The sequence below is a fragment of the Serratia sp. Ser99 genome (assembly GCF_024519545.1).
GTDB classification, from domain to species: domain Bacteria; phylum Pseudomonadota; class Gammaproteobacteria; order Enterobacterales; family Enterobacteriaceae; genus Serratia; species Serratia liquefaciens.
This window is the reverse complement of sequence record NZ_JALJRT010000002.1, coordinates 318372-343140: the sequence shown is the minus strand read 5'-3', so window position 1 is coordinate 343140 and position 24769 is coordinate 318372. Positions and strand designations below refer to the sequence as shown.

The window sequence follows — 24769 nt, the reverse complement described above, 5'->3', positions numbered from 1 at the left end:
CGATCCCTTTTTATTGGTTTGGACGCGCGGGCTTAGTGAGCGTCGACGTCTTTCAGAGCAATCCAGGTGGCTTTCATTTCGCCGTATTGCCGCATCGCATGTAACGACAGGTCGCGGCCGATGCCTGACTGTTTGAAACCGCCGAAAGGCGAGAGAATATCGCGGGTCAGGAAGTGATTGACCCAGACGGTTCCTGCCTCCAGTTGGCGGGCAACGCGGTGAACTTTGGCGATATCCGGCGTCCAGAAGCCGGCGGTTAAGCCGTATTCGCTGTCATTTGCCAATCGGATGGCGTCTGCTTCGTCTTCAAACGCGATGACCGAAGCGACCGGGCCGAAGATTTCGTTTTGCGAGGCGGTCATGGTCGGGGTGGCGTTGTCGATAACCGTTGGCCAGAAGAAATGCCCACCCGGTACGATGCTGTCGTCCGCATGGCCACCACAGACGATGCTGGCGCCTTCATCACGCGCGGAGTCGACATAACGCAGGACATTGGCCTGATGCCTGGCATCAATCATTGGCCCCATCATGGTTGCGGGATCGAGTGGATGCCCCGGCTGCCAGCGGTTCACTTCTTCAATCAGCAGCGCGACAAACTGCTCCTTGATGGATGACTGCACCAGCAGGCGGGTCCCTGAGGCACAGACCGCCCCCTGGTTGGCGCAAAAGCCCAAGGCGGCAAAACGCGCTGCGCGTGCCAGATCTGGCGTATCGGCAAAAATGATATGCGCGTTCTTACCGCCGCCTTCGAGGTAGGTGCGTTTCATGTTGGACTGGCCGGCATAAATCAGCAGCTGTTTGGCCACCTGGGTGGAGCCGGTAAAGGCCATCACCCGCACGGTGGGGTGCAGCGCCAGTGCCTGTCCGACCTGAGCGCCGCCGGTCACCACGTTGAATACGCCATCGGGAATACCGGCCTGTTGCGCCAGCTGCGCCAGGCGGATGCCGGTTAACGGTGCTTTTTCAGAAGGTTTGAACACCACCGAGTTACCCATCGCCAGCGCCGGCGCAATCTTCCAGCAGGCAATCATCAGCGGGTTGTTCCACGGCGTCATCACCGCTACCACACCCAAGGCCTGGTAGGTGATCATGCCGTGGAAGCTGTCGCTGGTAGGGGCGATTTCGCCGGCAATCTTGTCGATCGCCTCGGCGTAATAACGCAGTGCGATCTGCACGTCCTGCATATCCATATCCAGCGACTCATGGATGGTTTTGCCGGTGTCCAGGCTTTCCAGCAGCGCCAGTTCCTCTTGATGCTGACCGACCAAATCGGCCAGGCGCAGCAGGGCGTTTTTGCGCTGTACCGGCGATTTGTCGCGCCAAATTCCGGATGCAAATGTTCGGGCCGCCGCCGCAACGGCTCGATCCACGGTGGCGGCATCGCAGTCGGCAACCGCCGCTAGCAGCCGACCGTCGATCGGGCTGATATCGGCAAAAGTGGCACCGTCGGCAGAGTCCTGATACTGACCGTCGATATAGGCACGCCCTTCGATCTGCAGTGCGTTTGCCTGCTGCTGCCATTGTTTAAAGGTTTTCGTCTGGCTACTCATAGGGAGTCCTTGTTTCAGTCTGTGGGGATCCTCTTTCGAGGGATAAAGCTAAACTAGCTGTGGTCAGGCTGAACAACCAGAGGGCTTGCCGTATCACACTGGTGACGAACAGGCACCAATGGATGACGTATATTGTGCTAATGACGAGCGTGCTGAAAGGACGTGAATGTGGACATGATGAATGCATTACGCATATTCAATGCGGTGGTAAAAGGCGGCAATTTTACGGCGGCTTCAGAGGCGCTTGACCTTTCCCGACCACGCGTGAGCAAGAGTATTGCCGAGTTGGAACAGCATTTTGGCGTGCGTTTGCTGCACCGTACCACGCGGTCGATGACGCTGACGGAGGCCGGGCGGGAATGTTACGAATACAGCCAGCGAATTGCCGGCGAATGCCAGGCGTTGGAAGCCTATATGGGCAACCAGGGGCAGCCCGCAGGCACCTTGCGTATCAGTGCGCCACACCCCTATTGTCGGGCTGAACTGGCAACCATAGTGGCCGGTTATCAGCGTCGTTATCCGCGGGTGTCGGTGGAGTTCTGCCTCAGCGACCAGTTGATCAACCTGATCGATCAGGGATTGATGTGGCGATCCGCGTGGCCAATCTGTCGGATTCGTCTCTGGTGGCGCGCAAGCTGTGTGAAATACCCCGAATACTATGTGCGTCTCCCGATTATTTAAAGCACCACGGGACCCCGGACAACCCACAGGCACTGCGGGAGCACAATTGTCTGGTCTACTCACTGTTGCCCCGTGCGGAACAATGGGAATACCTGGATGAGGAGGGGCGTCTGATCGAGGTGCCGGTATGCGGATCGCTGCGCGCCAACAGTGGCGATGCCTTGTTGGCCAGCGCGCTGGAGGGCAGAGGCATTATTCTTGAGCCGGAGTTCGTGGTGAGAGAGGCGTTGGCCAGCGGCGCGTTGATCAGGTTAATGAGGGATTACACCTGGAGCCATCGATCGCTGTACGTGGTCTATGTTAACCGGCGTTATCTGCCGGTTAACATTCGCAGTTTTGTCGATTTTGTCGCGGAGTATTATCGGCAATCCAGATTACCGCCGGGGCAGAAACTCACGGACACCCCGCCGGCGGCCTGAACGCAGGGCTACTCTGCGTCGAACTTAAAGCGCGCGGCTTCGACTATCAGCTCCCGCGCCAGCGTTTCATTCGCCAACGCGTCCAGCAACAGCAGGTTAAGGCGAGTCAAAAATAGCGCCAGAGGTTCGCCGGTAAACGGCTCGGCGGCCAGATAGAACTGGCTGTACAGCTCATCGAGCTGCTGTTCGGTCAATTTAGCCTTCATCTTTTGCTCCTTGGTTATCGTTCTGCCAGCCGCTGGCCCGCAAGATGGCCTGTTCGATTGCAGCAGAGTCCACATCATCGCTCTGCGTCCAGCGCCAGCAGACGTGCCCGTCCGGTCGGATCAAATAAAGCGCGCCGGCGGGCCCGCTGTAGGCCGCGTGCACCTGCCCATCAGGATCTTCCACCCATCCGGCAGCGCCAGCCTGCGGTTGTCCAGGCCGCCCCAAAGTGACCACGCGCAGCAACGGATGGTCGCTGATTTCCACAGCGCTGGTGGCGTCCTGCGCCGGGAAGCGCAGCAGGGTGAAGAGTCGCGTATCCAGCAATCGGGTCAGGTGGGTTGGCTCACCATTCAGTAACAGAGGGAACTCCGGCAATACCGCGCCGAGCTTGGGGCCTACAGCCGCGGGGGCCGTCACCGACGGGGTATTCAAAGGCGAATCCGCGTAACAAATGCTGTGGGTCTGACGGGGATTGATCAGCGTGGAAAACTGCGGGTGGCGAGCCGCCAGCGACAGCACCGCATTACGCAGCGTGCTGCCGGCCGGGGTCGCCGGGCACATAAACTCGGCGCTGCGGCTGGCTTGTCCGGCATTTTCACGCCAGGCCTTCTGACGTTCGCTGGAATAACTGGCCAATAGCGACGGTGGCGCCAACCCTTTCAGCACGTAGGCCAGCTTCCAGCCGAGGTTATAGGCATCGTCCAGCCCGCCGTTAAGCCCACGTACGCCGAAAATCGGCACTACGTGCGCCGCATCGCCGACGAACAGCACCCGGTCGTGATGATAGTTGTCCAGCGACAGCGCTTTGGCGTTGTACATGCTGATCCAAATCGGGCGCCATTTCCCTTTTTCACCGACCATATCGAGAAAACTCTCGACGACCGGCAGCACGTTTTCCGGCTTCAGTCCTTCTTCGTCGCTGACGCCGTCTTCCAGCAGGTAATCAATGCGCCAGATGTTGTCCGGTTGGCGGTGCATCCACATTGGGCCAGGGCGCAGGGCGGTTTCGAACCACACGCGCCGTTCTGCCGGGGTCTCGCTTTCCAATTCAATATCTATGATGGCGAAGCGTCCATGATGCACGTCCCCCTGCAGATGCAGGCCCATTTGTTCCCGCACCCGGCTGCGGCCGCCGTCGCAGGCAATCACCCAGTCGGCTTCTGACTGGTAATCGACCCCTACAGCATTCAGTGACAATGTCACGCCTTCGTCATGATGCACCAGGGTCTGGAGCTCGGTACCCCAACGCAGTTCGATCAAATCCTCATGGCGCAGCACCTCGTCCAGCAAAAATTGCTCGATATAATACTGCTGTAGGTTGATCATCGCCGGAAACTGCTGGTTATCATCCACCAGCATGTCGAACTGCATCACCATCTCGCCCTGATAAAAGCTGCGTCCACGGGTCCAGGCGAGACCCTTGCCGACAAAGGTGTCTGCCAGCCCCAGTTTGTCGAGGATCTCCAGGCTGCGGCGGGAGATGCACGCCGCCCGGCTGCCGGTGCATACCTGGGTATCATTCTCTACTATCAACGAAGCGATGCCTTGTTTCGCCAATGCCAGCGCCAGCGATAAGCCCACCGGTCCACCGCCGACAATCACCACCCGATGCCGACGCTGTTCGCGGTTATCGTGCAGCGACGGTAGCTTGACCGCATATTGTTGATAGCGGAATTCACCAATCACGTTTTCTTGTTGCATAAAGATTCTCCTTGTCGTTGCCGGTTACTCCGCCACAGGGGCGATCAACTCAGAAAAGGGATGCCGGATCTGGCCCGCCTGCATCGGCATTACCCAATCGGGAAGTTGCTGCGTGATTTCCACGTCCATCAACACCGCTTTTTCAATAAAATGCGCCAGATGCTCCATCGCTTCGGGCCGGGCATCGTGCAACACCATCACCGTCCAGGGCTGATTGGCGATATCTTCCAGCGCACGCGCCACCCAGGCGTCGGTCGGCAGTTCCCAATCCCGCGGTACCGAGTTCCACAACACCAGACTGAATCCTTGCTGTTGCAGCACCTCAACCGCCTCTTGATTCAACACGTGCGGTCCGAGGATCCCTTTACCGGCATAGGGGCGAAACAGCGGCGGCGACTCGGCGTATTGACCCAGTCGGGCCTGGCCTTCGGTAATTTCGTGACGGGCAAAACCCGGTGCCCCCAGCCCCAGCGGCAGAGAGTGGGTCAGGGTATGAATGCCGACCCGGTGACCGGCGTCTTTCACCGATTTAACCAGAGCTTCACCGCCAGGCGCGGAGATCTTTTCGCCGATAGGGAAGAAGTTGGCCAGAATGCGGAACTCCTGCAGCGTCTTCAGCACCAGCGGGGTTCCCTGGGGATGGGGACCGTTATCAAAGGTCAAAGTGAGTTTTTTATGCATGTTCCTGCTCCTGAGAAGTGGCCAGCATCAAATCAACTGCGCGCTCTGCCACCATGATAGTCGGTGCATTGGTATTGCCTGCCGGGATGCGCGGGAAAATCGACGCATCAGCGATACGCACTCCCGCCAGGCCACGCAGGCGAAGTTCCAGATCCACCACGGAAGTCGCGGGATCTGCCCCCATGCGGCAGGTACCGGTAGGGTGATACTCCGTTTTGCCATGCTCACGCACGAACGACGCCAACTGTTCATCGCTGTTCGAATTCGGCGCGGGCAACAGAACCCGATCAATCAGTGACGCCAACGCCGGGGCCTGGAACAGCTGCAAGCCAAGACGTACCGCTCTGACCTGCGCAGCGACATCTTCCGCTGTCCCCATATAGTTGAGGCTGATGCGCGGTAACGAACGTGGATTGCCGTCGCGCAACCGGACTTCACCCCAGGCCTGTGGCCGCAGGTGCGCCAACTTGAGGGATAGGGCATGTTGGTTTTGCGCCTGTTTTCCCTTATCGTCGACGTTATCCGACGCCGCCAGCCCCATCAGTTGCACATCTGGCCGATCGTCGTCGCCGGTGGCGAAAAAACCGCCGCACTCCAGCAGGTTGGAGGCGCAGATACCGCGTTTGAACAGCAGCCATTCCAGACCGTTCGCCAACGCCTTCAGGCCTTTGTCTTGCCCGAGCAGGCTAATCGGCTTTCGCAGGCTGGCAATCAGCGAAAAATGCAGATGATCCTGCAGGCGTTGGCCGACCAGAGGGCTGTCGACCTGGAGTTTGACGCCGACTTCGCGCAGATCCTCTGCTGGACCGATGCCGGACAGCATTAACAGTTTTGGGGTCCCGATGGCGCCGGCGCATAACACCACTTCCCGGCTGGCCAGCGCCTGTTGGCGTTTCCCCTCGGCGTCGGTAAATACCACGCCGGTGGCACGATCCTGCTCCAGCAACAGGCGCTCAACCAGGACGCCGGTCATCACCTGGAGATTCGCGTGTTGGCGCACCGGTGCCAGATAGGCTACTGAGGTGCTGCAACGGTGCCCCTGATAGGTGGTAGTTTGATAGAAGCCTATGCCTTGCTGGCTGGCGCCGTTAAAGTCATTGAGATAGGGATAACCCAGCTCCTGACCGGCTTTGACGATGGCGTAGCTGAGCGGATGGCGATAACCGGAGTCGCTGACTTTCAGGTGGCCGCTATCGCCATGATAGTCGTCGTGCAGGCTCTGGTTGCATTCCGACCGGATAAAATAGGGCAGCACATCGCGATAGCCCCAGCCGGTACAGCCGTCCTGGGTTTCCCAATCGTCATAATCCCTGGCATTGCCACGCACGTAGAGCTGTCCATTCACCGAGCTGCCACCGCCCAAAACACGGCCCTGCGGTACGTTCATCGACCGATTGTCCATATGGGGTTCGGCATCGCTTTGATAGGGCCAGACCAGCTTGCCGACAATTTCCGGAAATCCGGCCGGCATGCGGATGAAGATCCCTTTGTCTTCTGGCCCGGCCTCCAGCAGCAAAATGCGCGCCGAGGTTCTTTCCGCCAACAAACCGGCAACCACGCAGCCGGCAGAACCACCGCCGACCACAATGTAGTCGTACCTTTCATTCTCTTTCATGCTCTCTCCGTGCAGATGAGGGTGGAAAATTTGCGATGGAAGAAAAAATATATTTTTTAATATAAAGAATATTTTTTGTTGATGTCACTATTTTTTGTCGATAGCATGACATTTATGCAACATCGCACGGCTCAGTCATGAGCTGCCTCGCTAGAAGGAGAGAACGGTTATGGATGTGAGACTGGCTGATAAACGCGCCCTGGTATGCGCTTCCAGCAGTGGTTTGGGTTATGCCTGTGCCGCAGCCCTGCTTAGAGAAGGGGTCAGCGTCTGGATTAATGGCCGCGACGAAGAGCGCCTGCTGGCCGCGCAGCAGCGGCTTAAGGCTGAGACCGGCGGGCGCGTTTTTACTGTCGCCGGTGACATAACCACCCTACAAGGGCGCGAAGCCTTACTGGCTGCCTGCCCGGATGCCGATATTTTGGTCAATAATAACGCCGGGCCACCGCCGGGGAATTTCTTTGAGTTTGACGAGCAGACCTGGCTGTCGGCGCTGCAAGGGAATTTGCTGGCACCGCTGATGTTGATCCGCGCCTTGATACCGGGGATGCGCGAGCGGAAATTTGGCCGCATCATCAATATCACCTCAGCCATGGTCAGTACGCCGCGTGCGCACATGACGCTTTCCGCTGCGTCCCGCGCCGGTCTGACGGCCGCCTGTAAAGGGTTGTCCCGCGAATGCATTGTCGATAACGTCACCATTAACAATTTGCTGCCGGAACGTTTTGATACGCCTCGCCAGCAGCAGATGGCGCAGGTGGCGATGAAACAGAGCGGCATTACCTTCGAACAGGCGCGCCAACGACAGATTGACTCGATCCCCGCCGGTCGCATGGGCCAGCCTGCCGAATTCGGCGCGGCCTGTGTTTACCTGTGCAGCGACCTGAGCGGATTTATTACCGGGCAAAACATGCACCTGGACGGCGGCGCCTATCCAGCGTTGTTATAACCGTACAGCGAGATAAAACAGCGAATGAACAGCAAACAAACAGAAAACCTGCAATTGCAGAACGGAACTTTCAAAAGCCTGAGCGGCGCCGCCGTGGCGCTGATCCGCCGTCGGATTATCAACGGTGAATACTCGCCGGGCAGCAAACTGGTGATCGGCAATATCGCCGGTGAATTGGACATCAGCCCAGGGCTGGTGCGTGAGGCGCTGTCGCGGTTGGTGACGGAAGGGCTGGTGACCGCCCACGAGCAACGCGGTTTTCGTGCCAGTGAGGTATCACTCAGCGAACTGAAAGACATTACCGCCAATCGACAACTGATCGAAACCCATGCTTTGCGGTTAGCGATTGCCAACGGTGATGCCGAATGGGAAGCGGGGATTATCGCCGCCTTTCACCGACTGACGCGCTGCCCGCGCATGGATGACGAAGATCACTCGGCAAACTGGAGCCAGCTCCATTACAGCTTTCATCGCAGCCTGCTGATGGCCTGCAATTCACCGTGGATGCTGCGCTTTTCCGACTTGCTGTTCGATCAGTCGGAGCGCTATCGCCGCCTGCGGTTCGGTTATGAGCTGGAAGGGATGGATGCGCCACGTGATGTCGACGGTGAGCATCAGGCTATCATGGATGCGGTGCTGGCGCGCGACGCCGACCGCGCCGTCGAGCTGCTTAGCCAGCATTATCAAAGCACCGTGCAGCGAATTATCAACCAGGCCGACAGCACCATATTCAACGGCACGGCTGCGTCCCCGGAGGCCAAATGAAGATCGTCAGTTTTATCAGCCAGGGGCGTGCAGGTTATGGCCTGCTGCGCGGAGTCGACGAGATTGTCGACTGCAGCCAGTCATTGCCCTATCCGGACGTGCGCGGCGCGTTAGCCGCCGGCAGTTTTAACGTGTTCCTGCCGTTTGTGAATGCGCCCGCCACCCTGAAAGCCAGCGAGGTCAGTTGGTTGCCGCCAGTGCCCAACCCGGACAAAATTATTTGCGTGGGGCTGAATTACCGCCTGCACCTGTTGGAAACCGGCCGTGCTGAGCCCGATCGGCCAACGCTGTTTTTGCGGCTGCCTTCTTCACAGGTCGGGCATCAGCAGCCGCTGCTGGCACCGCCGGAGTCGTCTCAATTTGACTATGAAGGTGAGCTGGCCGTGGTGATTGGTAAAGGGGGGCGCCGCATTGCCCAACGCGATGCCATGCAGCATATCGCCGGTTACGCCTGCTACAACGACGGCAGCGTGCGCGACTGGCAGCGGCACAGCTCGCAATTCACTCCCGGTAAAAACTTCCGCCACACCGCGGCATTTGGTCCCTGGCTGGTCAGTGCCGACGACATTCCCGACCCGCGTGCGCTAACGCTGGAAACCCGTCTGAACGGACAGGTGATGCAACAAGCCTCTGTCGATGACCTGATTTTCTCGATTCCGGCGCTAATCGAGTATTGCTCGGCATTTACCGATCTGCTGCCCGGCGATGTGCTGGTGACCGGTACGCCCGGTGGCGTTGGCGCATTCCGACAGCCACCGGTCTGGATGAAAGCGGGGGATCGGGTAGAGGTTGAGATTGCCGGTATCGGCACCCTGAGTAACCCGGTGATTGACGACGCCTGAGGGCGTTAAAGGACTCTTTTCCGACAAACGAGGTGGATTACGATGGCTGATATCAAAGTGCTTCCACAGGTTTCCGCCTTTCTGGCGCAGGAACATGGGCAGTTTATCGATGGACAACTGATCCCGGCGGCGGGCGGACAACGCTTGTCGGTAGTCAATCCGGCCAATGGCCAGACGATCGCCAACGTGGCTGGTGCCACGGCCGACGAAGTGGAGCAGGCGATGCAATCGGCTGACCGGGCGCTGAAGGGCGAATGGGGAAAAAGCCTGCCGGCCCAGCGTCAACAGATACTGTTACGCTTTGCCGATCTGCTGGAGGCCCACAGAGAGGAGATTGCCCAGTTGGAAACCCTGACCAACGGTAAGCTGATCGGTTCCTCCAGGCTGTTCGAGGTTGACCATACCTGCGTTTTCATCCGGTATTACGCCGGTTGGGCCACCAAACTGCATGGTGAAACCCTTGCGCCGTCAATCCCTTCGTTTAACGGCGAGCGATATACCGCGATGACTTACCGCGAGCCGGTGGGCGTGGTGGCGGCCATTATTCCCTGGAATTTCCCGGTGATGATCGCCATTTGGAAAATTGCAGCCGCCTTGTGCACCGGGTGTTGCATCGTGGTCAAACCCAGTGAGTTTGCACCTTTGACCCTGCTGCGTTTGGCGCAGTTGGCCCATCAGGCCGGGGTGCCTGCGGGCGTGTTCAACGTGGTCAATGGCGAACGCCAGGTGGGGCAGTGGCTGATCGAGCATCCACGGGTCAATAAAGTCAGTTTCACCGGTTCGGTTCCGGCCGGTATCGCGATCGGCCAGGCGGCGATAAAAGCCGATTTGACCCGCATCACCCTGGAGTTGGGCGGAAAAAACCCGGCGGCGTTTCTTGCCGACGTCGATACCCAGCGGGCGGTGGACGGCATTATGCTCGCCGGGCTGGTGCATCAGGGGCAGGTTTGTTCCTCTGCCGAGCGGTTTTATATTCATGCGTCGCGCTTCGACGAGATTGTCGAGCAGGTTATCGCCCGGGTCGAGGCGCTGCAAATAGGTTCGCCGATGGACGAAGCCACGCAGTACGGTCCGTTGGCTAACCAGGCGCATTTTAACCGCATCAAGGCGATGTTTGATCAGGCGCACAGCCATGACCAGGTACTGAGTGGGGGTACGGTGCTGGACGGAGAGGGGTTCTATGTGACCCCGACGGTGATCCGTGCCACCGGTCAGGACGATCCGCTGATGCGTGAAGAAGCCTTCGCCGGGGTGCTGAGCTTTATGCCGTTTGAGGATGAAGAGCAACTCTTGCATTTGATGAATGATTCGTCCTATGGCCTGTCCGCCAGTATCTGGACCAATGACTTCAGCAAGGCGATGGATTTGATGCGGCGGATTGAGGCCGGGATGGTATGGGTAAATTCGCACACCATTATGGATCCGGCGGTGCCGTTCGGCGGGATGAAAGCCTCCGGTATTGGCCGCGAGTTCGGCAGCGCGTTTATCGAGTCCTATACCGAACTTAAATCCGTCATCATGTGCTACTGAATCCCACGGAAACGGGGCCACGGCCCCGGTAAGGAATCACAATGACCACATTGCCCCTCACCGAATACGATCCGCCATTTTCTATTACCCGCGCCAGCCATCTGGTGCTGACCTCGCGTGATCTGGCCGCCAGTGAGCTGTTTTACACCCAGGTGATCGGCATGGTGCTGACCCATCGGGAAGAGGACCGGCTCTATTTGCGGGGGCTGGAAGAGGCTTGCCACCACAGTCTGGTTATCAAGCTCAGCAAGGCGGAGCCCCAGTGCGAACGCGTTGGCCTGCGTGTTTTTCGTGAAAAAGATCTGGAGTTGGCCAAGCTGTTTTTGGACCGGCAAGGGTTGGAGAATTGTTGGGCGGAGGTGCCGTTTCAGGGGCGTACTCTGCATTTCACCGATCCGACAGGTACGCTGATCGAACTGTGCGCCTCAATGCCCGTGGTGCCGCGTTTGCACCATCAGGTGCATCTGTACCGTGGCGGCAGCGCCCAGCGGCTGGATCACTTCCAGTTGCACACTCCCCACGTACAGCGGGCAGCCGAATTTTACATGACGAAGCTGGGATTCCGTGCGACAGACATCTATTTCAATGAGGGTGGAATGGGGGCCGCATTCTTACAACGCAAAGGCAATACGCAGGATCTGGTGTACTTGCATGGCCCCGGCCCGCGTCTGCATCACTTCGGTTATACCATCCCCGATTCGCAAGAGATCCTGCGCGCCTGCGACACTGCCGGCAATCTGGGCTTTGGTAGCAGCATTGAACGCGGGCCGGGCAGGCACGGGATGGGCCATGTCCTCTATGTTTATCTGCGGGATCCGGACGGGCATCGTATCGAGCTGCACAACACCCCTTATCAGATAATCGACATTGAGCTGGAAACCAATATTCTTGCACCCGATCAGCGCCAGCAGTTACTGCCCTGGGGGCTGCCGCCGCAGCGCAAATGGGTCACCGAAGCCAGTGCCTTTGCCAACACGCCGGTAGAGCCGACCACCGAGGGCTATCCGCTGGTGCTGGAAGAGTACTTATCCCGCCAATAGGGCTTGATGCCCGAACCATGCCAGGGCAACCCTTGGATAACCTTGTGCCCGGAAACTCTCCGGGCAATAACATCGGCCTTTACTTCCGTTTTTTTTCAACCAATATGGTCCGGCTGAAATGACAGTCGGAGCCGCCATGGCTCCGTTTATCCACAACGTCGTGGTTGTGGCACAAGGCATCGATACGGATATCCCGCCACGATGCCGAATGACGAACTGGAGAGGTTATGGCTAATCCCTATCGCGAACTTCTGACCACGCCCGGCGTCGGGGGGTTAGTGATTGCGAGCTCGGTTGCCCGTTTACCGCAGGCGATGATCGGCATCGGTATTATCACCATGTTGGTACAGCAGAGCGGTCACTATTGGTTGGCTGGTGCGGTAGCCGGTATATTTACGCTGGCGAACGCACTCATGGGTCCGCAGGTATCGAAGCTGGTTGATCGGCTAGGCCAGAACAGGGTGCTTCCATGGGTCACCGCGTTTAGCATTACCATGCTGCTGGCGTTGATAACCGCTGCGCATATGCGTGCCCCAGTCCCGTTGCTGTGTATTCTCGCCATGCTGGCCGGCACTATGCCAAGCATGCCGGCAATGATAAGAGCGAGATGGACACAGCTTTTCCGGGGCAAGCCGCAACTCCACACCGCCTTCTCGCTGGATACGGTGCTGACAGAGCTGACCTTCGTTATTGGCCCCCCTTTATCTATTGGCTTGAGCACCGGTATTGCCGCCGAAGCCGGGCCCCTCGCCGCGATAGTGTTGCTGGTGATTGGCGTCACGGCTTTTCTTCTGCAACGACAGACGGCGCCCAAAGTCATCAAAAACACGACTGAACACCGCGGCTCGACCCTGCGTATCCCAGGCCTCGGCACCATCGTGCTGGCACTTTTAGCCATGGGGGTGATTGGCGGATCTATCGATGTGGCGGTAGTCGCTTTCGCCAACGCACAAGGGTGGCCGACGGCCGCCAGTTTGATTCTTGCTGCCTACGCGCTCGGTTCCATGGTTGCCGGTCTGGCTTTTGGCGCGATCAGGGTTAGCTTGCCGATAGAGCGTCAGTTCTTTATTGGGGTGCTGCTAACGGCGGCAACGTCGGTGTTGCCGCTCCTGTCTGCGGACGTTTACATTCTGATGGCGACCATTTTCGTGGCCGGTATGTCCTTTGCACCCACCATGGTTGTCGTGATGAACCTTGGCACTATCCTGGTACCGCCGTCCAGGCTCACCGAAGGGCTGACATGGATGACCACCGGCATCAGCATTGGCGTGGCGCTGGGTGCCGCGCTGGCGGGGCTGGTCATCGACGCTTATGGTGCACGCGCCGGCTTCGGCATCGCCATTGCTGCAGGCGTTGTGATGACGATTATCGTGCTTCTCGGTCGACGCACGCTCCACGCTGCCTCGATGCCCCAGGGGGGAGCAACCTGCTCTTAATGCGGCGGCAGCCAGGGATGACCGGGCTGCCGTAAGCGGACTAGACGCTTAACGAGTCATAATTTTTGCGGCGGTAATTGAGCGCGGACAGGATCCACAGCACCACAAACAGCACGATAGCGGCGTATCCGACGCTGCCCAGGTTGTCATTGAGCACCTCAACACCCCGACACAGCCCGCCCTGTAGCCCCAGCTTATCGGCCAGCAGCCCCAGGCCTTCCAGCCCGCCGATCACCACAGCGATAACCACGCTGGTGGCGGTGATGGTCATGTTGTAATACAGCTTGCGAATCGGTTTATTGAACGCCCAACCGTAAGCGCCAACCATCACAAAATTATCCAGTGAGTCAATCAACGCCATGCCGCTGGCAAACAGCAGCGGGAACACCATGATTGACCAGACCGACATGCCGGATGTAGCACCGGTCGCGGAGATCCCGAGCAGGCCTACCTCGGTAGCCGTATCAAAGCCCAAGCCAAATAAAAAACCGACTAAATACATATGCCAGCTTTTATTTACCAGATTAAAAGCAAAGCGATACAGCCGCGTCATTACGCCGCCGCTGCCGCTCACCAGCAGGGCTACGTCCTGTTCGACCAGGGTTTCTCCGCGCTTCACCCGACGGAAAATGCGGTAAACGTCGCGGAAGATCAGCCAGTTCAACAACGCCATCACCAGTAAGAACAGCGAGGAGATCAGCGTGCCCAAAGTGGCGCCATACTGATGCAACCAGCCGATGCGATCGCCAAATGCCAATGAGGTGGCGGCAATCGCGATGCAGGCCAGTACCACAATGCTGGAATGCCCCAGGGAGAAGAAGGCCCCGACGGAAACCGGGCGTTGGCCTTGTTGCATCAATTTGCGGGTGACGTTATCGATGGCGGCGATGTGGTCGGCATCCACCGCATGGCGCAGTCCGTAACCGTAAGCCAGCAGCGCGGCGGCAATCAGTGCCGGGTGATGATGAAAGGCAGCAAAGGCCGCCCCCCACGCCAGCAGGTTTAGCGCCACTAACGTCAACAACAGCCAAAAGGCGCGGGTATGGGTATGGAAAAACTCGCGGTTTAACATGTTACGTCCTGTTGGGTTTTGAACGGGAGACGCGCCATGGGGATATGCTGCGCACAGGCGACCAATGCCTGACCGAATGCCAACCCTCCATCGCCCGCTGGCAGCCGTTGTGGCAGCAGCACGTGCAGCGGGGCCAGATGATGCTGCAGCCGTTGGCGTAACAGGCGGTTGTGCAGTACGCCACCGCTTAACGCCACGTGCCGGAGGTTATGCTCTGCGGCAAAATGTTTGGCCAGGCCGGCAAATCCCTGCGCCAGGGCATCATGAAACGCCCAGGCCCGTTGAGCGGCCGGCGCTTGCCAGGCCAGCCACTGCCGCCAGAACACGCCCAAATCGAGCTGCTCTGCGCAACGTGGCAACGTCACCGGGTGAGAGCAAGGGCCACTTTGGTGGGCCAGCGCCTCAAAAATACTGGCGGCTTCGCCTTCCCAACTTTGCCGTTCGGGCGCACATCCCAACGCGGCGGCGGCCGCGTCAAACAGACGGCCACAGGAGGAGGCGAGCGGCGCATTGATGCCGGCGTTAATGGCTTGGAGCAGGGGGCGCCAGGCGCGCGTCAATAGCCGTTCGGCCTGTGGGCTGTTTTGCCAGTCAGACACGAAGCGTGCAAAATGCGCCAACTGATTGCGCCAGGGTTGTTGCGCGGCCAGATCGCCGCCGGGCAGTGCCACCGCAGGCAATCCCCCCAGATGACGACAGCGGCGGTAATCGACCCACAGGCATTCGCCGCCCCACAGCGCGCCGTCCTGTCCGTACCCCAGCCCATCCAGCGCCAGGCCGATAACCGCTCCGCCTTCCAGTGGCCAATGGTGTTCGGCCAGGCACGCGGCCAAATGCGCATGATGGTGCAGCACCGGGGTCACCGGCAGCCTCTGTCGGGCGGCCCATTGGTGGCTGACGTAACCCGGATGAGCGTCGCTGGCTAAGCGCTGTGGCTGGCAATGGTACAACGCCATAAAATGCGCCATGGCCTGCTGCCACTGTTGCTGAATATCCTCCTGTTGCAGGTCGCCAAAATGTGAACTGAGTACGGCTTTATTTCCCTGCAGCAGGCAAAAGGTATTTTTGCGATCCCCGCCCACGGCCAATAGCGGAGGCTGTGAAGGGAAGCCCGGAGGCAATGGCAGGGCATCCGGAACAAATCCGCGCGCCCGACGTAGCATTTCATGGCCTTCAGGCAGCAGACGCACCAGCGAATCATCGGCGCGCTGCAAGATTTCGCGATCGTGCAGCAACCACAGGTCGGCAATGCCGGCCAAATCAGCCAAAGCCTGGCTATTGGTTAATGCCGGAGCTCGGCCGGTGGCATTGCCGGAGGTCATCACCAGGGGCCGTTGTATCTCCTGCATCAGTAAATGGTGAAGGGGATTGGCGGGTAACATCAGGCCCACTTCGTTCAACTGCGGGGCGATAGCCTCAGACAGCGGCGAGTGGGACGAGTGGGGCACCAGCACGATAGGCGCTGCAGCGGACGCCAGCAAAGCCTGTGCGCGCGCCAGATCAATACCACGGGTGCAGCACGTCAGCCAGTCGATATTCGGCAGCATCACCGCCAGAGGTTTGCCGGGACGCCGTTTGCGAAGCCGCAGGCGTTGTACGGCCTCCGTCTGGGTAGCATCGCAAGCCAGGTGAAAACCGCCCAGCCCTTTGATGGCCACAATCTGCCCGGCAGCTAATGCGGCTACCGCCTGCTGCAGAGCTTCTTCCCCCTGATGCTGCGGTTGTCCCTCAACGGTGAAACTGAACAACCGAGGGCCGCAGTCGCTACAGGCGACCGGTTGGGCATGAAAGCGCCGATCGTGCGCCGAACGGTACTCTTGGGCGCAGGGCGAACAGAGCGGGAACGGTGCCATGCTGGTTGCCGGGCGATCGTAAGGCATGGCACGAATAATGGTGAAGCGTGGGCCGCAGTGCGTGCAGTTGATAAAAGGGTAGCGGTAACGCCGATCCTGCGGATCGTTCATTTCCTGCAGACATTTTGGGCAGGTCGCGGCATCGGGAACAATCTGGGTCGTCATAGCACCGCGTTGGCTGGCGCGGATGCGAAAATCATCGGGCTTTTTCAGCCAGGTAAAGGGCCGTTGCTGAATGTTGTCGATCTGCGCCAACGGTGGCGCCTGCTGGCACAACAGATGCAGCAACAGCTCAAGGTCGACAGGGTTCACCAGCCGAATCTCCACCCCGGCGCTGTCGTTCCAGACTTCGCCACGTAGATTGAGCTGGTTGGCCAGTTGCCAAACAAAAGGCCGAAAGCCGACGCCCTGTACTTTGCCGCTGATACGCAGCAGCAGCCCCGGATAGGACATGGTTTATTATCCTCTTTGGGTTTTTATAAATTATCAGGAGGCACAACCCTGCGTAGCCTCCTGTCAATTTATTCCCTGGTATTCCCTAAATAATTGGAGTTGCATCAAGGCGGCAAGAGCGGGGATCCCCAGGAGCTTACTTAAGTAAGTGACTGGGGTGAGCGCTTGCAGCCAACACAGATGCAGCTTCAAGTATGACGGGATTACATCACGTCTTCTGCGGCGCGGCGCAGGCGAGCTTTCATATCGCTGTAGCTTTGCTGCGCATAGTTCTCCGCCCAGTGCTGGTCGGTAATCGCCGCCAGTTTTACCGCACAGTATTTGGTTTCCGGCGTTTTGGAGATCGGATCCAGGTTTTCCTGCGTCAGTTCGTTACAGGCGCCAATCCACCACTGGTAGGTCATATACACCGCACCCAGGTTAATACGCTCGTTATAGTTGGCTCGGCTGATCACTTTGCCGCGGCGAGAGGCAACCCACACCAGTTGCTGGTCGGCAATGCCCAACGCGGCGGCATCCTGAGGGTTGATCTGCACGAAGCCGGGCTCATCCGCCAGCGTTTGCAAGGCGGCACAGTTGCCGGTCATCGAACGACAGGAGTAATGCCCAACCTCACGCACGGTACAGAGCACCAGTGGGTAATCTGCATCCGGGATCTCGGCCGGCGCACGCCAGGTGGTGGCGAACAGTTGACCTTTACCGGACGGCGTTGTGAACTGGTTACCCTGATACAGGTACGGCGTCCCCTGGCTTTCCAGCGAAGTGCATGGCCATTGCACGTGACCGAGCTCGCCCATTTTTTCGTAAGTGGCGCCGTAAAACAGCGGGCAGAGTTCACGCATTTCGTCCCAGATCTGCTGGTTATCCTCATAGTGCATCGGATAGCCCATTTCGCTGGCCAACAGGCTGATGATTTCCCAGTCGCGCTTGACGTTGTACTGCGGCTCAATGGCTTTTTCGAAACGCTGGAACCCGCGATCGGCGCAGGAGAAAACGCCGCCATGTTCGCCCCAGGAGGTGGCAGGCAAGATCACATCCGCCTGTTCGGCGGTTTTGGTCATAAAGATGTCTTGCACCACCACAAATTCCAGCGCTTCGAACGCGCTGCGCACCAGGCTCAGATCGGCCTCGGTCTGCAAGGGATCTTCCCCCATGATGTAGTAGGCTTTCACTTTGCCTTCATGCACCAGGTGCGGGATTTCGGTGATGCGATAGCCGACGTTGGGATCCATTTTTGTGGCGTCGATTCCCCAGGCTGCGGCGAATTTGGCGCGCACGGCCGCATCGGTAACCGCTTGATAGCCAGGGAATTCATTGGGCAGCACGCCCATATCGCAGGCACCCTGTACGTTGTTCTGCCCGCGTACCGGGCCGACACCCACGTTGGCGCGACCCAAATTGCCGGTGAGCAGCGCCAAACTGGCGAGGCCTTTGACCACGTCAACCGCCTGGCCGAATTGGGTCACGCCCATGCCCCACATGATGGTGGCCGAAGGGGCGCTGGCATAGGTGCGCATGGCCTGGCGGATCTGCTGTGCGGTCACGCCGGTCAGGTGTTCCACCGCTTCTGGCGCATAATCCGCCAGTTGCTGCCGGTAGGCCTCGAATCCCTCGGTGTATTTGGCCACGTAATCGCGGTCATAAAGATTCTCTTCAATCAGCACGTAGGCGAACGCATTCACCAGCGCCATGTTGCAGCCGTTCTTGATCTGCAGATGCTGGTCGGCAATACGTGCAGTTTCTATCCGGCGCGGGTCGCACACGACGATCTGCGCGCCTTTCTCTTTAGCCTTCAGCACCCGGCGCGCCACGATGGGGTGCGAGTCGGCACAGTTGTAACCGATGATCAGCAGACACTTGGAGTTTTCGATATCGCCAATCGAGTTACTCATGGCACCGTTACCGAGCGTGGCCTGCAAACCCGCGACCGAAGGCCCGTGGCAGACGCGGGCACAGCAGTCGACGTTATTGGTGCCGATCACCGCGCGGGCGAACTTCTGCATCACATAGTTGGTTTCATTGCCGGTCCCGCGAGAGGAACCGGTGTGCATGATGGCGCTGGCACCGTGCTGGTCTTTAATCTGCTGCAGCCGCTGTGCGGTATAGCTGATCGCTTCATCCCAACTGACGGCCTCAAACTTGCCGCCTTTCTGCCGCCGAATCAGCGGCTGGCTCAGGCGCGGGGTCAGCAGTTTGGTGTCGTTCAGGAAGTCCCAGCCGTAATAGCCTTTCAGACACAGTTCACCCTGATTGGTCACGCCGTCAGCCGCCTCGGCGCGAATGATTTTGCCGTTATCGACCACCAGTTTCATTTTGCAGCCTGCACCGCAGTAAGGGCAGACGGTTGTGATTTTTTTCATCGGTTCAGTTCCTAAAACAGTGACGACATTGTGTCGAGCGCGGCGCGGCGGCGCTTCTCGGCGTTCATTTCCTGCAGCATGTTGCGATCGACGCAGTGCAACGCATTGGTTGGGCAGGTTTCCATGCAGGCCGGGCCGCTGTCGCGACCGATGCACAGGTCACATTTATGGGCTTCGGCTTTCTCGGTGGTGGCGCTCATCATGGCGCCATTCTGGCGGACCACCGGACGGGTGATCACTTCCATGGCGCCATAGGGACAGGCCACGACGCAGGTTTTGCAGCCGATGCAGCGTTCCTGCATCACCAGGACCATGCCGTTGGTGCGACTGATGGCACCGTTCGGACAGACGTTGGAGCAGGGGGCGTCCTCGCACTGGCGGCAAAGCACGGCGGTGCTAACGTTGACGCCTTTAATCACATGCAGGCGCGGGGCAAAGCTGGTGGCGTTCAACGCCGAAATATCCTGGCTTTCGCTGTGCGCCATCACGCAGGCAATTTCACAGGTACGGCAGCCGATGCATTTTTTGGGATCGGCGATGATAAACCGGTTCATCAATAACTCCTGGGTTACCCTTCATCCGGGTATGGCAAAAGAGAGGTCGTGGCTCTGGTTAGGCATAAAACATGCCAATATTGAAAATGCTTAAAAAGCAGAGGGTTATCTTTTTATGGCCCCGGGGTCGACAGCAGGTCGACAGAAATGACGATGCCGCGTCAGACATTCGTCACCTCCAGCTGCGGATAACCGCCATTGTCATCCCAGTGAAGCAAGCGTTGATGGAGCACCGTCACCGCCTGTTTCACCGCCGCGCTGATCGGGTAATAAAACGCCACCACTTCGGGCTGAATGCCGATAAAGGTAATTTCCGCTATGTCTTCGCGCAGTTGGTCGATCAGAAAGTTAAGCGGCAGGTTATGCGTCGTCATGATGAACATGGCGGCAATGTCTTTTTCGTCGATCACCCGTGTTTCACCCGGCGCGAGCCCCATGTCGGTGGCGTCGACGATCACCAGGCGATCAGGGCGTAGCTCGCGGATATGCCCGATGTCATTTTCCGGTGCCGCGCCGCCGTCAATCACCTGCCAACCCGCGGGGGGATGACCGGCACAGAGTTCAGCCAGCAGCGGCCCGGCACCGTCATCTCCCATCATGCAGTTGCCCACACACAATAAAACGTCAGTCATCATGCCTCCGGACCATCAGGTAAATGGCGGGTTCGTTTTCAATCGATTGAAGCAGGGCGATCAGCTGTTGGCTCCAGCTTTGCTGTTCAGTGTTCATACGCGGCGCCGCGTGGCTCAACGCCGTGGCCAACAGGTGGGTATGGCTGTTGTCGATACAGATTTCGCCAAACCGATCGACCCCTTCCAGTTTGCGCCGTGCGGTGCTGCCCGCAGGCAACTGCGCTATCCAGGCGCGAAACCCCGCCAGCGGGCAGCTGAGTTTGGCTTCCAGGCAGTCGATCACCCCCAGATGATGGCCGATCGCCAGGCTGTAATAGATCACCTCCTGGGCCTTCGGCGGGGCCTTTTTCTCCTGCACAAACTTGCGGCTAAGGGAGTAAAACACCACCTGTCCTTGGGAATCGGTCATAGCCGCAGCTCCCCACGCAGCACCCGTTGATAAATGCCCTGCAGGTTGCCGACAATTTCATTCAGGCGCAGGTCATCTTGCTGGAGCAGATAAGCGGCGATGCGCTGTTCGACCGGTTCTGGTGTCTCTGCTGCCAGCAGTTGCATGAACTGGTCGGCGATTTGGCGACCGTAGCGGTAACCGGCCATACGCCGGGCTTCGCGATCCAGCAGCACTCGCAGCGGCTGGGGCAGTTGCGGGTGCAACAGGCGCGTAGCTTCACCGTGGGTTTCATCATGCTGGTGGCCTTTGATTTTCTGATCCAGCAGGCCCAGCGCCATGGCGAAACCGTAAATGGTCGCCGCCGGCGTCGGCGGGCAGCCGGGAATATAGACATCGACCGGAACGATGCGATCGGTGCCGCCCCACACGCAGTAAAGATCGTGGAAGATACCGCCGCTGTTGCCACAGGCACCGTAGGAGATGCTGATTTTAGGATCGGGTGAGGCCTGCCAGGCGCGGATCGCCGGAATGCGCATGGCGCGGGTCACTGCACCGGTGAACAACAAAATATCGGCATGTCTGGGGGAAGGAACCACTTTGATGCCGAAACGTTCCGCGTCGAACAGCGGTGAAATGGCAGCGAAAATCTCAATTTCGCAACCATTACAGCCGCCGCAGTCCACCCGATAGACATAGGCCGAGCGGCGGATATCCTGCAGCAGGGTGGTTTTCAGCTTGGCGATGCTGTCGTCGAGGGTGATTGGCACCGGCAGGCCATTTTCATCACGTGGTCCAATCAATGGCGAATTCATGAGATGACCTCCCGGGTCAAATGGCGGCCGATATCAATGCGATCGGCCTGGGTCAGATTCTGCTGCTGTTTGCAGGCCGGGCAGGTTTCAAACTGCGCACGGCGGGTTGCCGCCTCCGAGCTGCTCAACCCGAGCAACGCCATCGCATAATCAATTTCCTTTTGCGCCGCATAGGGTTTGCCGCACTGTCGGCAATGACAAATGGCGAAGTCGGCTTGTTCGTACAGATCCTCTTTACGCCACACTGCCAGTTCGAACTGCTGCGAAAGCCGAATGGCGGTGGTTGGGCACACTTCCTCGCAGCGGGCGCAAAAGATGCAGCGGCCAAGAAACAGCTGCCAGCGCAAGGTGCCGCTGTTGAGATCGGGGGTCATGCTCAACGCGTTGGACGGACAGGCGTTGGCACAGGCACCACAGGCTATGCACTGCTGTGGGCTGTATTCGGGCTTGCCGCGAAAGTTCGGATCAATGGCCAACGGCTGGGCCGGATAGGCGACAGTGGCCGGGCCGGTCTTCAGCACTTTTTTAATCAGTTTCAGCATGATGGGCTCCGGTTAGAACGGCTTGTTTTTCCGCTCGATGCCGTAACGTTCGATCTCTTTGTACGGCACGATGATGGACTGGCGCTTGCGTACGTCGACGATGGTCATGCGATCGGTGCAGGAGTAGCAGGGATCGAGACTGCCGATAATCAGCGGGGCGTCGGATACCGTATTGCCGCGCAGCATGTAACGCAGGGTGGGCCAATTGGCATAGGTGGCGGCACGGCAGCGCCAACGGAACAGTTTCTGGTTGTCGCCGGTCATGCTCCAGTGGATATCATCGCCGCGCGGCGCTTCGGCAAAGCCCAGGGCAAAGCGGTGCGGAATATAGGTGAAGCCGTCCACCGCCAGCGGTCCGCCCGGCAAGCTTTGCAAACCGAACTCGATGATGCCGAGCGAGTTGAACACTTCGTGAATACGCACCTTGAGGCGGGAATAGACGTCGCAGCCGCTTTCCACGCATAACTCCACCGGCAGTTTGGCGTAGCCGGCAAACGGATGGTCGATGCGGGTATCGCGACGGTGGCCGCTGCCGCGGATCATCGGCCCCACGTTGCTGTAATCGCGGGCCACCTGGGGCTCGAGACGCCCAACCCCGACGCTGCGTTGTTCGGTGTTGGGCGTACTGAGCAAGATATCGACCAGGTCCACCAGTTCGCTGCGCATTTGCGCGGCCAGCTTCAGGGTTTGCAGCATGTCCTCTTTCAAAATATCTCGGCGGATACCGCCAATCAGGTTCAAACCATAGGTTTTGCGCGCGCCGGTCAGTATTTCTGCCATCTTCATCGACTGCTCGCGTACGCGGAAGAACTGCATAAAACCGGAATCGAAGCCGACGAAATGGCAGGCCAGACCAAGATTCAACAGGTGGCTGTGCAGGCGCTCCACCTCCAGCAGGATCGAGCGGATCATCTGGGCGCGTTCCGGCACCTGAATGCCCATCGCATTTTCGACCGAGCTGGTGTAGGCCACGCTGTGGGTAAAGCCGCAAATGCCGCACACCCGGTCCGACAGAAAGGTGACTTCGTTATAGCCCATACGGGTTTCGGCCAGTTTTTCCATCCCGCGGTGCACGTAGAACAAGCGGTAGTCGGCGTCGATGATGTCTTCTCCATCGACAAACAGGCGAAAGTGCCCGGGTTCGTCCGAGGTGATGTGCAACGGGCCAATCGGCACCACATTGGCTTTGGCTCCGGCCAGGCTCTCGAACGGATAGGTTTCCACATCGGTGGTGGGTGCGGGGCGTTGACGATAGTCCATCGCGTCTTTGCGTAGCGGGTAAAGATCGTCCGGCCAGTCGTCAGGTAGCACCAGCCGCCGCTCATCCGGCAATCCCACCGGGCGCAGACCGTACATGTCACGCACTTCGCGTTCGCCCCAAACGGCGGCGGGCACGCGCGGCGTGACGGAAGGGAACTCCAGCGTTTGGGCATCCACTTCGGCGCGCACCGTGATCCAGCATTTGGTGCCTTGCTCCATCGACAGAACGTAATACAGCGCGTAATGGCCGCACAGCGTGCGCTCGTCGTTGCCAAACAGCACCGATAACCAACCGCCTTGCTGGTAATACAGCCATTCCACCACGTCCGGCAGCGAATTGAGCTTGACGGTGACCGTCAACTGATCGGCGGTTTGCCATTCGGCTGCCAGCATGGCCGCAGGGAATTGTTGCTGCAACGCCGCCAGATAGTGCTGGCCTTGATGTTCGTTAGTCATTATTGATTGCCTTTGTCATTATTCAGCCGACGACCAGCCAGGAAACCAGCGCCAGAAAAGCCAGTCCAAAACCGGCCCAGGTGGTACGGGCCGTTTTCAGGAAGCGCAAACGTGCCACGCTATTTTCGATAATCGCGATCAGCGTCAGCGCGCACAGCAGCTTGAGCAGCGCCAGGACCAGCGCCGCCGACAGGTGAAGGACGGTGAATTGTGCCGCTTGCCCCCAGGGCAGAAACACGCCGAGGAACAGCTGCAGCACCACCAATTGTTTGAGGCTGATGCCCCATTTCAGAATGCCGAGCTCGGCACCGGAATATTCCGTCAGTGGCCCTTCCTGCAGCTCTTGCTCGGCCTCCGCCAGGTCAAAAGGCAGTTTGCCCATCTCGATATAGGTGGCGAACGCACAGGCCAGTGCGGCCAACAGCAGCGGCAACCAAGCGGGGTGTGGCAACGCCAGCAGGCTCTGCACCATGGCGCTCAACTGAGTCGAACCGGCCACCAGGGCGGTCACCCACAGCCCCAACAGCAGGATGGGTTCGACCAGAATGCCCAACACCGCTTCGCGGCTGGCGCCTATGGCAGTAAAGGGACTGCCGGTGTCCAGACCGGCAATGGCGAAAACAAAGCGCACCACGGCGAACAGATAGATCAGGGTGATCACATCACCGATGGCAGGCAGCGGCGAGGCGACAGTCAACATGGGCAACGCACAGGCGATGGTCAGCAGGGTGCCGGTCAGCAAGTACGGCATGGCGTGAAAGGCCAGACCGGAAGCCGCCGGTGCCACATTCTGACGCTTCAACAATTTGGCGATATCGCGGTATTCCTGCAGCACTCCGGGGCCGCGACGGTTATGCATCCGCGCGCGCAGCACGCGGCTGACACCGGCAAACAGTGGGGCGACGGCCAGTAACAGCAAGGCCTGCGCCAGACCGAGTAACACATTGGGATAGGTCATTGTCATCTCC

21 protein-coding genes and 1 pseudogene are annotated in these 24769 nt (G+C 58.9%); 7 read left to right on the top strand and 15 right to left on the bottom strand.

The genetic code is table 11. The features are described 5' to 3' along the window. Positions 1-32: 32 nt before the first annotated feature. Positions 33-1550 carry an aldehyde dehydrogenase family protein gene (locus tag NR114_RS05680; RefSeq protein WP_256813743.1) on the bottom strand — a complete coding sequence of 506 codons (1518 nt, stop codon included), beginning with the start codon at positions 1548-1550 and terminating at the stop codon, positions 33-35. Between the two features lie 174 nt (positions 1551-1724). Here NR114_RS05680 and NR114_RS24275 point away from each other — a divergent pair. Beyond that, positions 1725-2650: pseudogene (locus NR114_RS24275) on the top strand (LysR family transcriptional regulator). 8 nt (positions 2651-2658) lie between these two features. On the opposite strand, the gene NR114_RS05665 reads toward NR114_RS24275, so the two are convergent. From NR114_RS05665 to NR114_RS05650, 4 genes are read right to left on the bottom strand one after another with little or no spacing between them, the layout of a single operon-like run. Continuing rightward, positions 2659-2856, bottom strand: a complete 198-nt coding sequence (locus tag NR114_RS05665; RefSeq protein ID WP_256813741.1) for a hypothetical protein — start codon at positions 2854-2856, stop codon at positions 2659-2661. Next, positions 2846-4558: an FAD-dependent monooxygenase gene (locus tag NR114_RS05660; protein WP_256813740.1), complete on the bottom strand. Its 1713-nt coding sequence runs from the start codon at positions 4556-4558 to the stop codon at positions 2846-2848. Before NR114_RS05660 ends, NR114_RS05665 begins: the two co-directional genes overlap by 11 nt. Positions 4559-4582: 24 nt before the next feature. After that, positions 4583-5239 carry a polysaccharide deacetylase family protein gene (locus tag NR114_RS05655; protein WP_020826890.1) on the bottom strand — a complete coding sequence of 219 codons (657 nt, stop codon included), beginning with the start codon at positions 5237-5239 and terminating at the stop codon, positions 4583-4585. After that, positions 5232-6854, bottom strand: a complete 1623-nt coding sequence (locus NR114_RS05650; RefSeq protein WP_256813738.1) for a GMC family oxidoreductase — start codon at positions 6852-6854, stop codon at positions 5232-5234. Before NR114_RS05650 ends, NR114_RS05655 begins: the two co-directional genes overlap by 8 nt. A 169-nt stretch (positions 6855-7023) precedes the next feature. On the opposite strand from NR114_RS05650, the gene NR114_RS05645 reads away from it, so the two are divergent. From NR114_RS05645 to NR114_RS05620, 6 genes are all read left to right on the top strand, one after another. Beyond that, positions 7024-7803: an SDR family oxidoreductase gene (locus tag NR114_RS05645; protein ID WP_020826892.1), complete on the top strand. Its 780-nt coding sequence runs from the start codon at positions 7024-7026 to the stop codon at positions 7801-7803. A gap of 24 nt (positions 7804-7827) precedes the next feature. After that, positions 7828-8568 (top strand): GntR family transcriptional regulator, encoded by a 741-nt coding sequence (locus NR114_RS05640; protein ID WP_187962896.1) that lies wholly within the window; start codon positions 7828-7830, stop codon positions 8566-8568. Further along, the gene (locus NR114_RS05635) at positions 8565-9410 is read left to right on the top strand and encodes a fumarylacetoacetate hydrolase family protein (protein ID WP_256813737.1); all 846 of its coding nucleotides are present in this window, start codon (positions 8565-8567) and stop codon (positions 9408-9410) included. Before NR114_RS05640 ends, NR114_RS05635 begins: the two co-directional genes overlap by 4 nt. 42 nt (positions 9411-9452) lie before the next feature. Next, complete coding sequence (locus NR114_RS05630; protein WP_256813736.1) at positions 9453-10940, top strand: aldehyde dehydrogenase family protein; 1488 nt, start codon at positions 9453-9455, stop codon at positions 10938-10940. A 41-nt stretch (positions 10941-10981) separates the two neighbouring features. Then, the gene (locus tag NR114_RS05625) at positions 10982-11980 is read left to right on the top strand and encodes a VOC family protein (RefSeq protein ID WP_048758928.1); all 999 of its coding nucleotides are present in this window, start codon (positions 10982-10984) and stop codon (positions 11978-11980) included. A 227-nt stretch (positions 11981-12207) separates the two neighbouring features. Beyond that, positions 12208-13416 (top strand): MFS transporter, encoded by a 1209-nt coding sequence (locus tag NR114_RS05620; RefSeq protein WP_256813735.1) that lies wholly within the window; start codon positions 12208-12210, stop codon positions 13414-13416. Between the two features lie 40 nt (positions 13417-13456). Here the strand turns inward: NR114_RS05620 and NR114_RS05615 are convergent, their stop codons facing one another. From NR114_RS05615 to NR114_RS05570, 10 genes are all read right to left on the bottom strand, one after another. Next, positions 13457-14488, bottom strand: a complete 1032-nt coding sequence (locus tag NR114_RS05615) for a HoxN/HupN/NixA family nickel/cobalt transporter (RefSeq protein ID WP_256813734.1) — start codon at positions 14486-14488, stop codon at positions 13457-13459. Beyond that, positions 14482-16794, bottom strand: a complete 2313-nt coding sequence (hypF, locus tag NR114_RS05610; protein WP_234529672.1) for a carbamoyltransferase HypF — start codon at positions 16792-16794, stop codon at positions 14482-14484. Before hypF ends, NR114_RS05615 begins: the two co-directional genes overlap by 7 nt. A 203-nt stretch (positions 16795-16997) precedes the next feature. After that, complete coding sequence (gene fdhF / locus NR114_RS05605) at positions 16998-19154, bottom strand: formate dehydrogenase subunit alpha (protein ID WP_048758919.1); 2157 nt, start codon at positions 19152-19154, stop codon at positions 16998-17000. Positions 19155-19165: 11 nt separating this feature from the next. Further along, the gene (gene hydN, locus NR114_RS05600; protein ID WP_046373547.1) at positions 19166-19708 is read right to left on the bottom strand and encodes an electron transport protein HydN; all 543 of its coding nucleotides are present in this window, start codon (positions 19706-19708) and stop codon (positions 19166-19168) included. A 161-nt stretch (positions 19709-19869) separates the two neighbouring features. Next, positions 19870-20340, bottom strand: coding sequence for a hydrogenase maturation peptidase HycI (gene hycI, locus NR114_RS05595; protein ID WP_048758917.1), 471 nt, complete (start codon positions 20338-20340; stop codon positions 19870-19872). Then, the gene (locus NR114_RS05590) at positions 20333-20749 is read right to left on the bottom strand and encodes a formate hydrogenlyase maturation HycH family protein (protein ID WP_020826903.1); all 417 of its coding nucleotides are present in this window, start codon (positions 20747-20749) and stop codon (positions 20333-20335) included. Before NR114_RS05590 ends, hycI begins: the two co-directional genes overlap by 8 nt. Then, positions 20746-21543, bottom strand: coding sequence for an NADH-quinone oxidoreductase subunit B family protein (locus NR114_RS05585; RefSeq protein ID WP_046373545.1), 798 nt, complete (start codon positions 21541-21543; stop codon positions 20746-20748). The genes NR114_RS05590 and NR114_RS05585 overlap by 4 nt, the downstream gene beginning before the upstream one ends. Further along, positions 21540-22085, bottom strand: a complete 546-nt coding sequence (locus tag NR114_RS05580; protein WP_174574229.1) for a formate hydrogenlyase complex iron-sulfur subunit — start codon at positions 22083-22085, stop codon at positions 21540-21542. Before NR114_RS05580 ends, NR114_RS05585 begins: the two co-directional genes overlap by 4 nt. 12 nt (positions 22086-22097) lie before the next feature. Further along, a complete protein-coding gene (locus NR114_RS05575; protein ID WP_234529670.1) occupies positions 22098-23801 on the bottom strand; it encodes an NADH-quinone oxidoreductase subunit C in 1704 nt (567 codons plus the stop codon). Between the two features lie 22 nt (positions 23802-23823). Then, entirely contained in the window at positions 23824-24759 is a 936-nt protein-coding gene (locus NR114_RS05570; RefSeq protein ID WP_306217631.1) for a respiratory chain complex I subunit 1 family protein, read from the bottom strand. Positions 24760-24769: the final 10 nt, after the last annotated feature.

What these genes read in the sequence shown, in the direction of transcription:
- NR114_RS05620 (WP_256813735.1), top strand. Translation starts at nt 12,208, where the DNA reads ATGGCTAATCCCTATCGCGAACTTCTGACCACGCCCGGCGTCGGGGGG.
- NR114_RS05630 (WP_256813736.1), top strand. Translation starts at nt 9,453, where the DNA reads ATGGCTGATATCAAAGTGCTTCCACAGGTTTCCGCCTTTCTGGCGCAG.
- NR114_RS05580 (WP_174574229.1), bottom strand. Translation starts at nt 22,085, where the DNA reads ATGCTGAAACTGATTAAAAAAGTGCTGAAGACCGGCCCGGCCACTGTC.
- NR114_RS05585 (WP_046373545.1), bottom strand. Translation starts at nt 21,543, where the DNA reads ATGAATTCGCCATTGATTGGACCACGTGATGAAAATGGCCTGCCGGTG.
- hycI (WP_048758917.1), bottom strand. Translation starts at nt 20,340, where the DNA reads ATGACTGACGTTTTATTGTGTGTGGGCAACTGCATGATGGGAGATGAC.
- NR114_RS05665 (WP_256813741.1), bottom strand. Translation starts at nt 2,856, where the DNA reads ATGAAGGCTAAATTGACCGAACAGCAGCTCGATGAGCTGTACAGCCAG.
- NR114_RS05625 (WP_048758928.1), top strand. Translation starts at nt 10,982, where the DNA reads ATGACCACATTGCCCCTCACCGAATACGATCCGCCATTTTCTATTACC.
- NR114_RS05640 (WP_187962896.1), top strand. Translation starts at nt 7,828, where the DNA reads ATGAACAGCAAACAAACAGAAAACCTGCAATTGCAGAACGGAACTTTC.
- NR114_RS05575 (WP_234529670.1), bottom strand. Translation starts at nt 23,801, where the DNA reads ATGACTAACGAACATCAAGGCCAGCACTATCTGGCGGCGTTGCAGCAA.
- NR114_RS05615 (WP_256813734.1), bottom strand. Translation starts at nt 14,488, where the DNA reads ATGTTAAACCGCGAGTTTTTCCATACCCATACCCGCGCCTTTTGGCTG.
- NR114_RS05650 (WP_256813738.1), bottom strand. Translation starts at nt 6,854, where the DNA reads ATGAAAGAGAATGAAAGGTACGACTACATTGTGGTCGGCGGTGGTTCT.
- NR114_RS05590 (WP_020826903.1), bottom strand. Translation starts at nt 20,749, where the DNA reads ATGACCGATTCCCAAGGACAGGTGGTGTTTTACTCCCTTAGCCGCAAG.
- NR114_RS05655 (WP_020826890.1), bottom strand. Translation starts at nt 5,239, where the DNA reads ATGCATAAAAAACTCACTTTGACCTTTGATAACGGTCCCCATCCCCAG.
- NR114_RS05635 (WP_256813737.1), top strand. Translation starts at nt 8,565, where the DNA reads ATGAAGATCGTCAGTTTTATCAGCCAGGGGCGTGCAGGTTATGGCCTG.
- hypF (WP_234529672.1), bottom strand. Translation starts at nt 16,794, where the DNA reads ATGTCCTATCCGGGGCTGCTGCTGCGTATCAGCGGCAAAGTACAGGGC.
- NR114_RS05645 (WP_020826892.1), top strand. Translation starts at nt 7,024, where the DNA reads ATGGATGTGAGACTGGCTGATAAACGCGCCCTGGTATGCGCTTCCAGC.
- NR114_RS05680 (WP_256813743.1), bottom strand. Translation starts at nt 1,550, where the DNA reads ATGAGTAGCCAGACGAAAACCTTTAAACAATGGCAGCAGCAGGCAAAC.
- NR114_RS05660 (WP_256813740.1), bottom strand. Translation starts at nt 4,558, where the DNA reads ATGCAACAAGAAAACGTGATTGGTGAATTCCGCTATCAACAATATGCG.
- fdhF (WP_048758919.1), bottom strand. Translation starts at nt 19,154, where the DNA reads ATGAAAAAAATCACAACCGTCTGCCCTTACTGCGGTGCAGGCTGCAAA.
- hydN (WP_046373547.1), bottom strand. Translation starts at nt 19,708, where the DNA reads ATGAACCGGTTTATCATCGCCGATCCCAAAAAATGCATCGGCTGCCGT.
- NR114_RS05570 (WP_306217631.1), bottom strand. Translation starts at nt 24,759, where the DNA reads ATGACCTATCCCAATGTGTTACTCGGTCTGGCGCAGGCCTTGCTGTTA.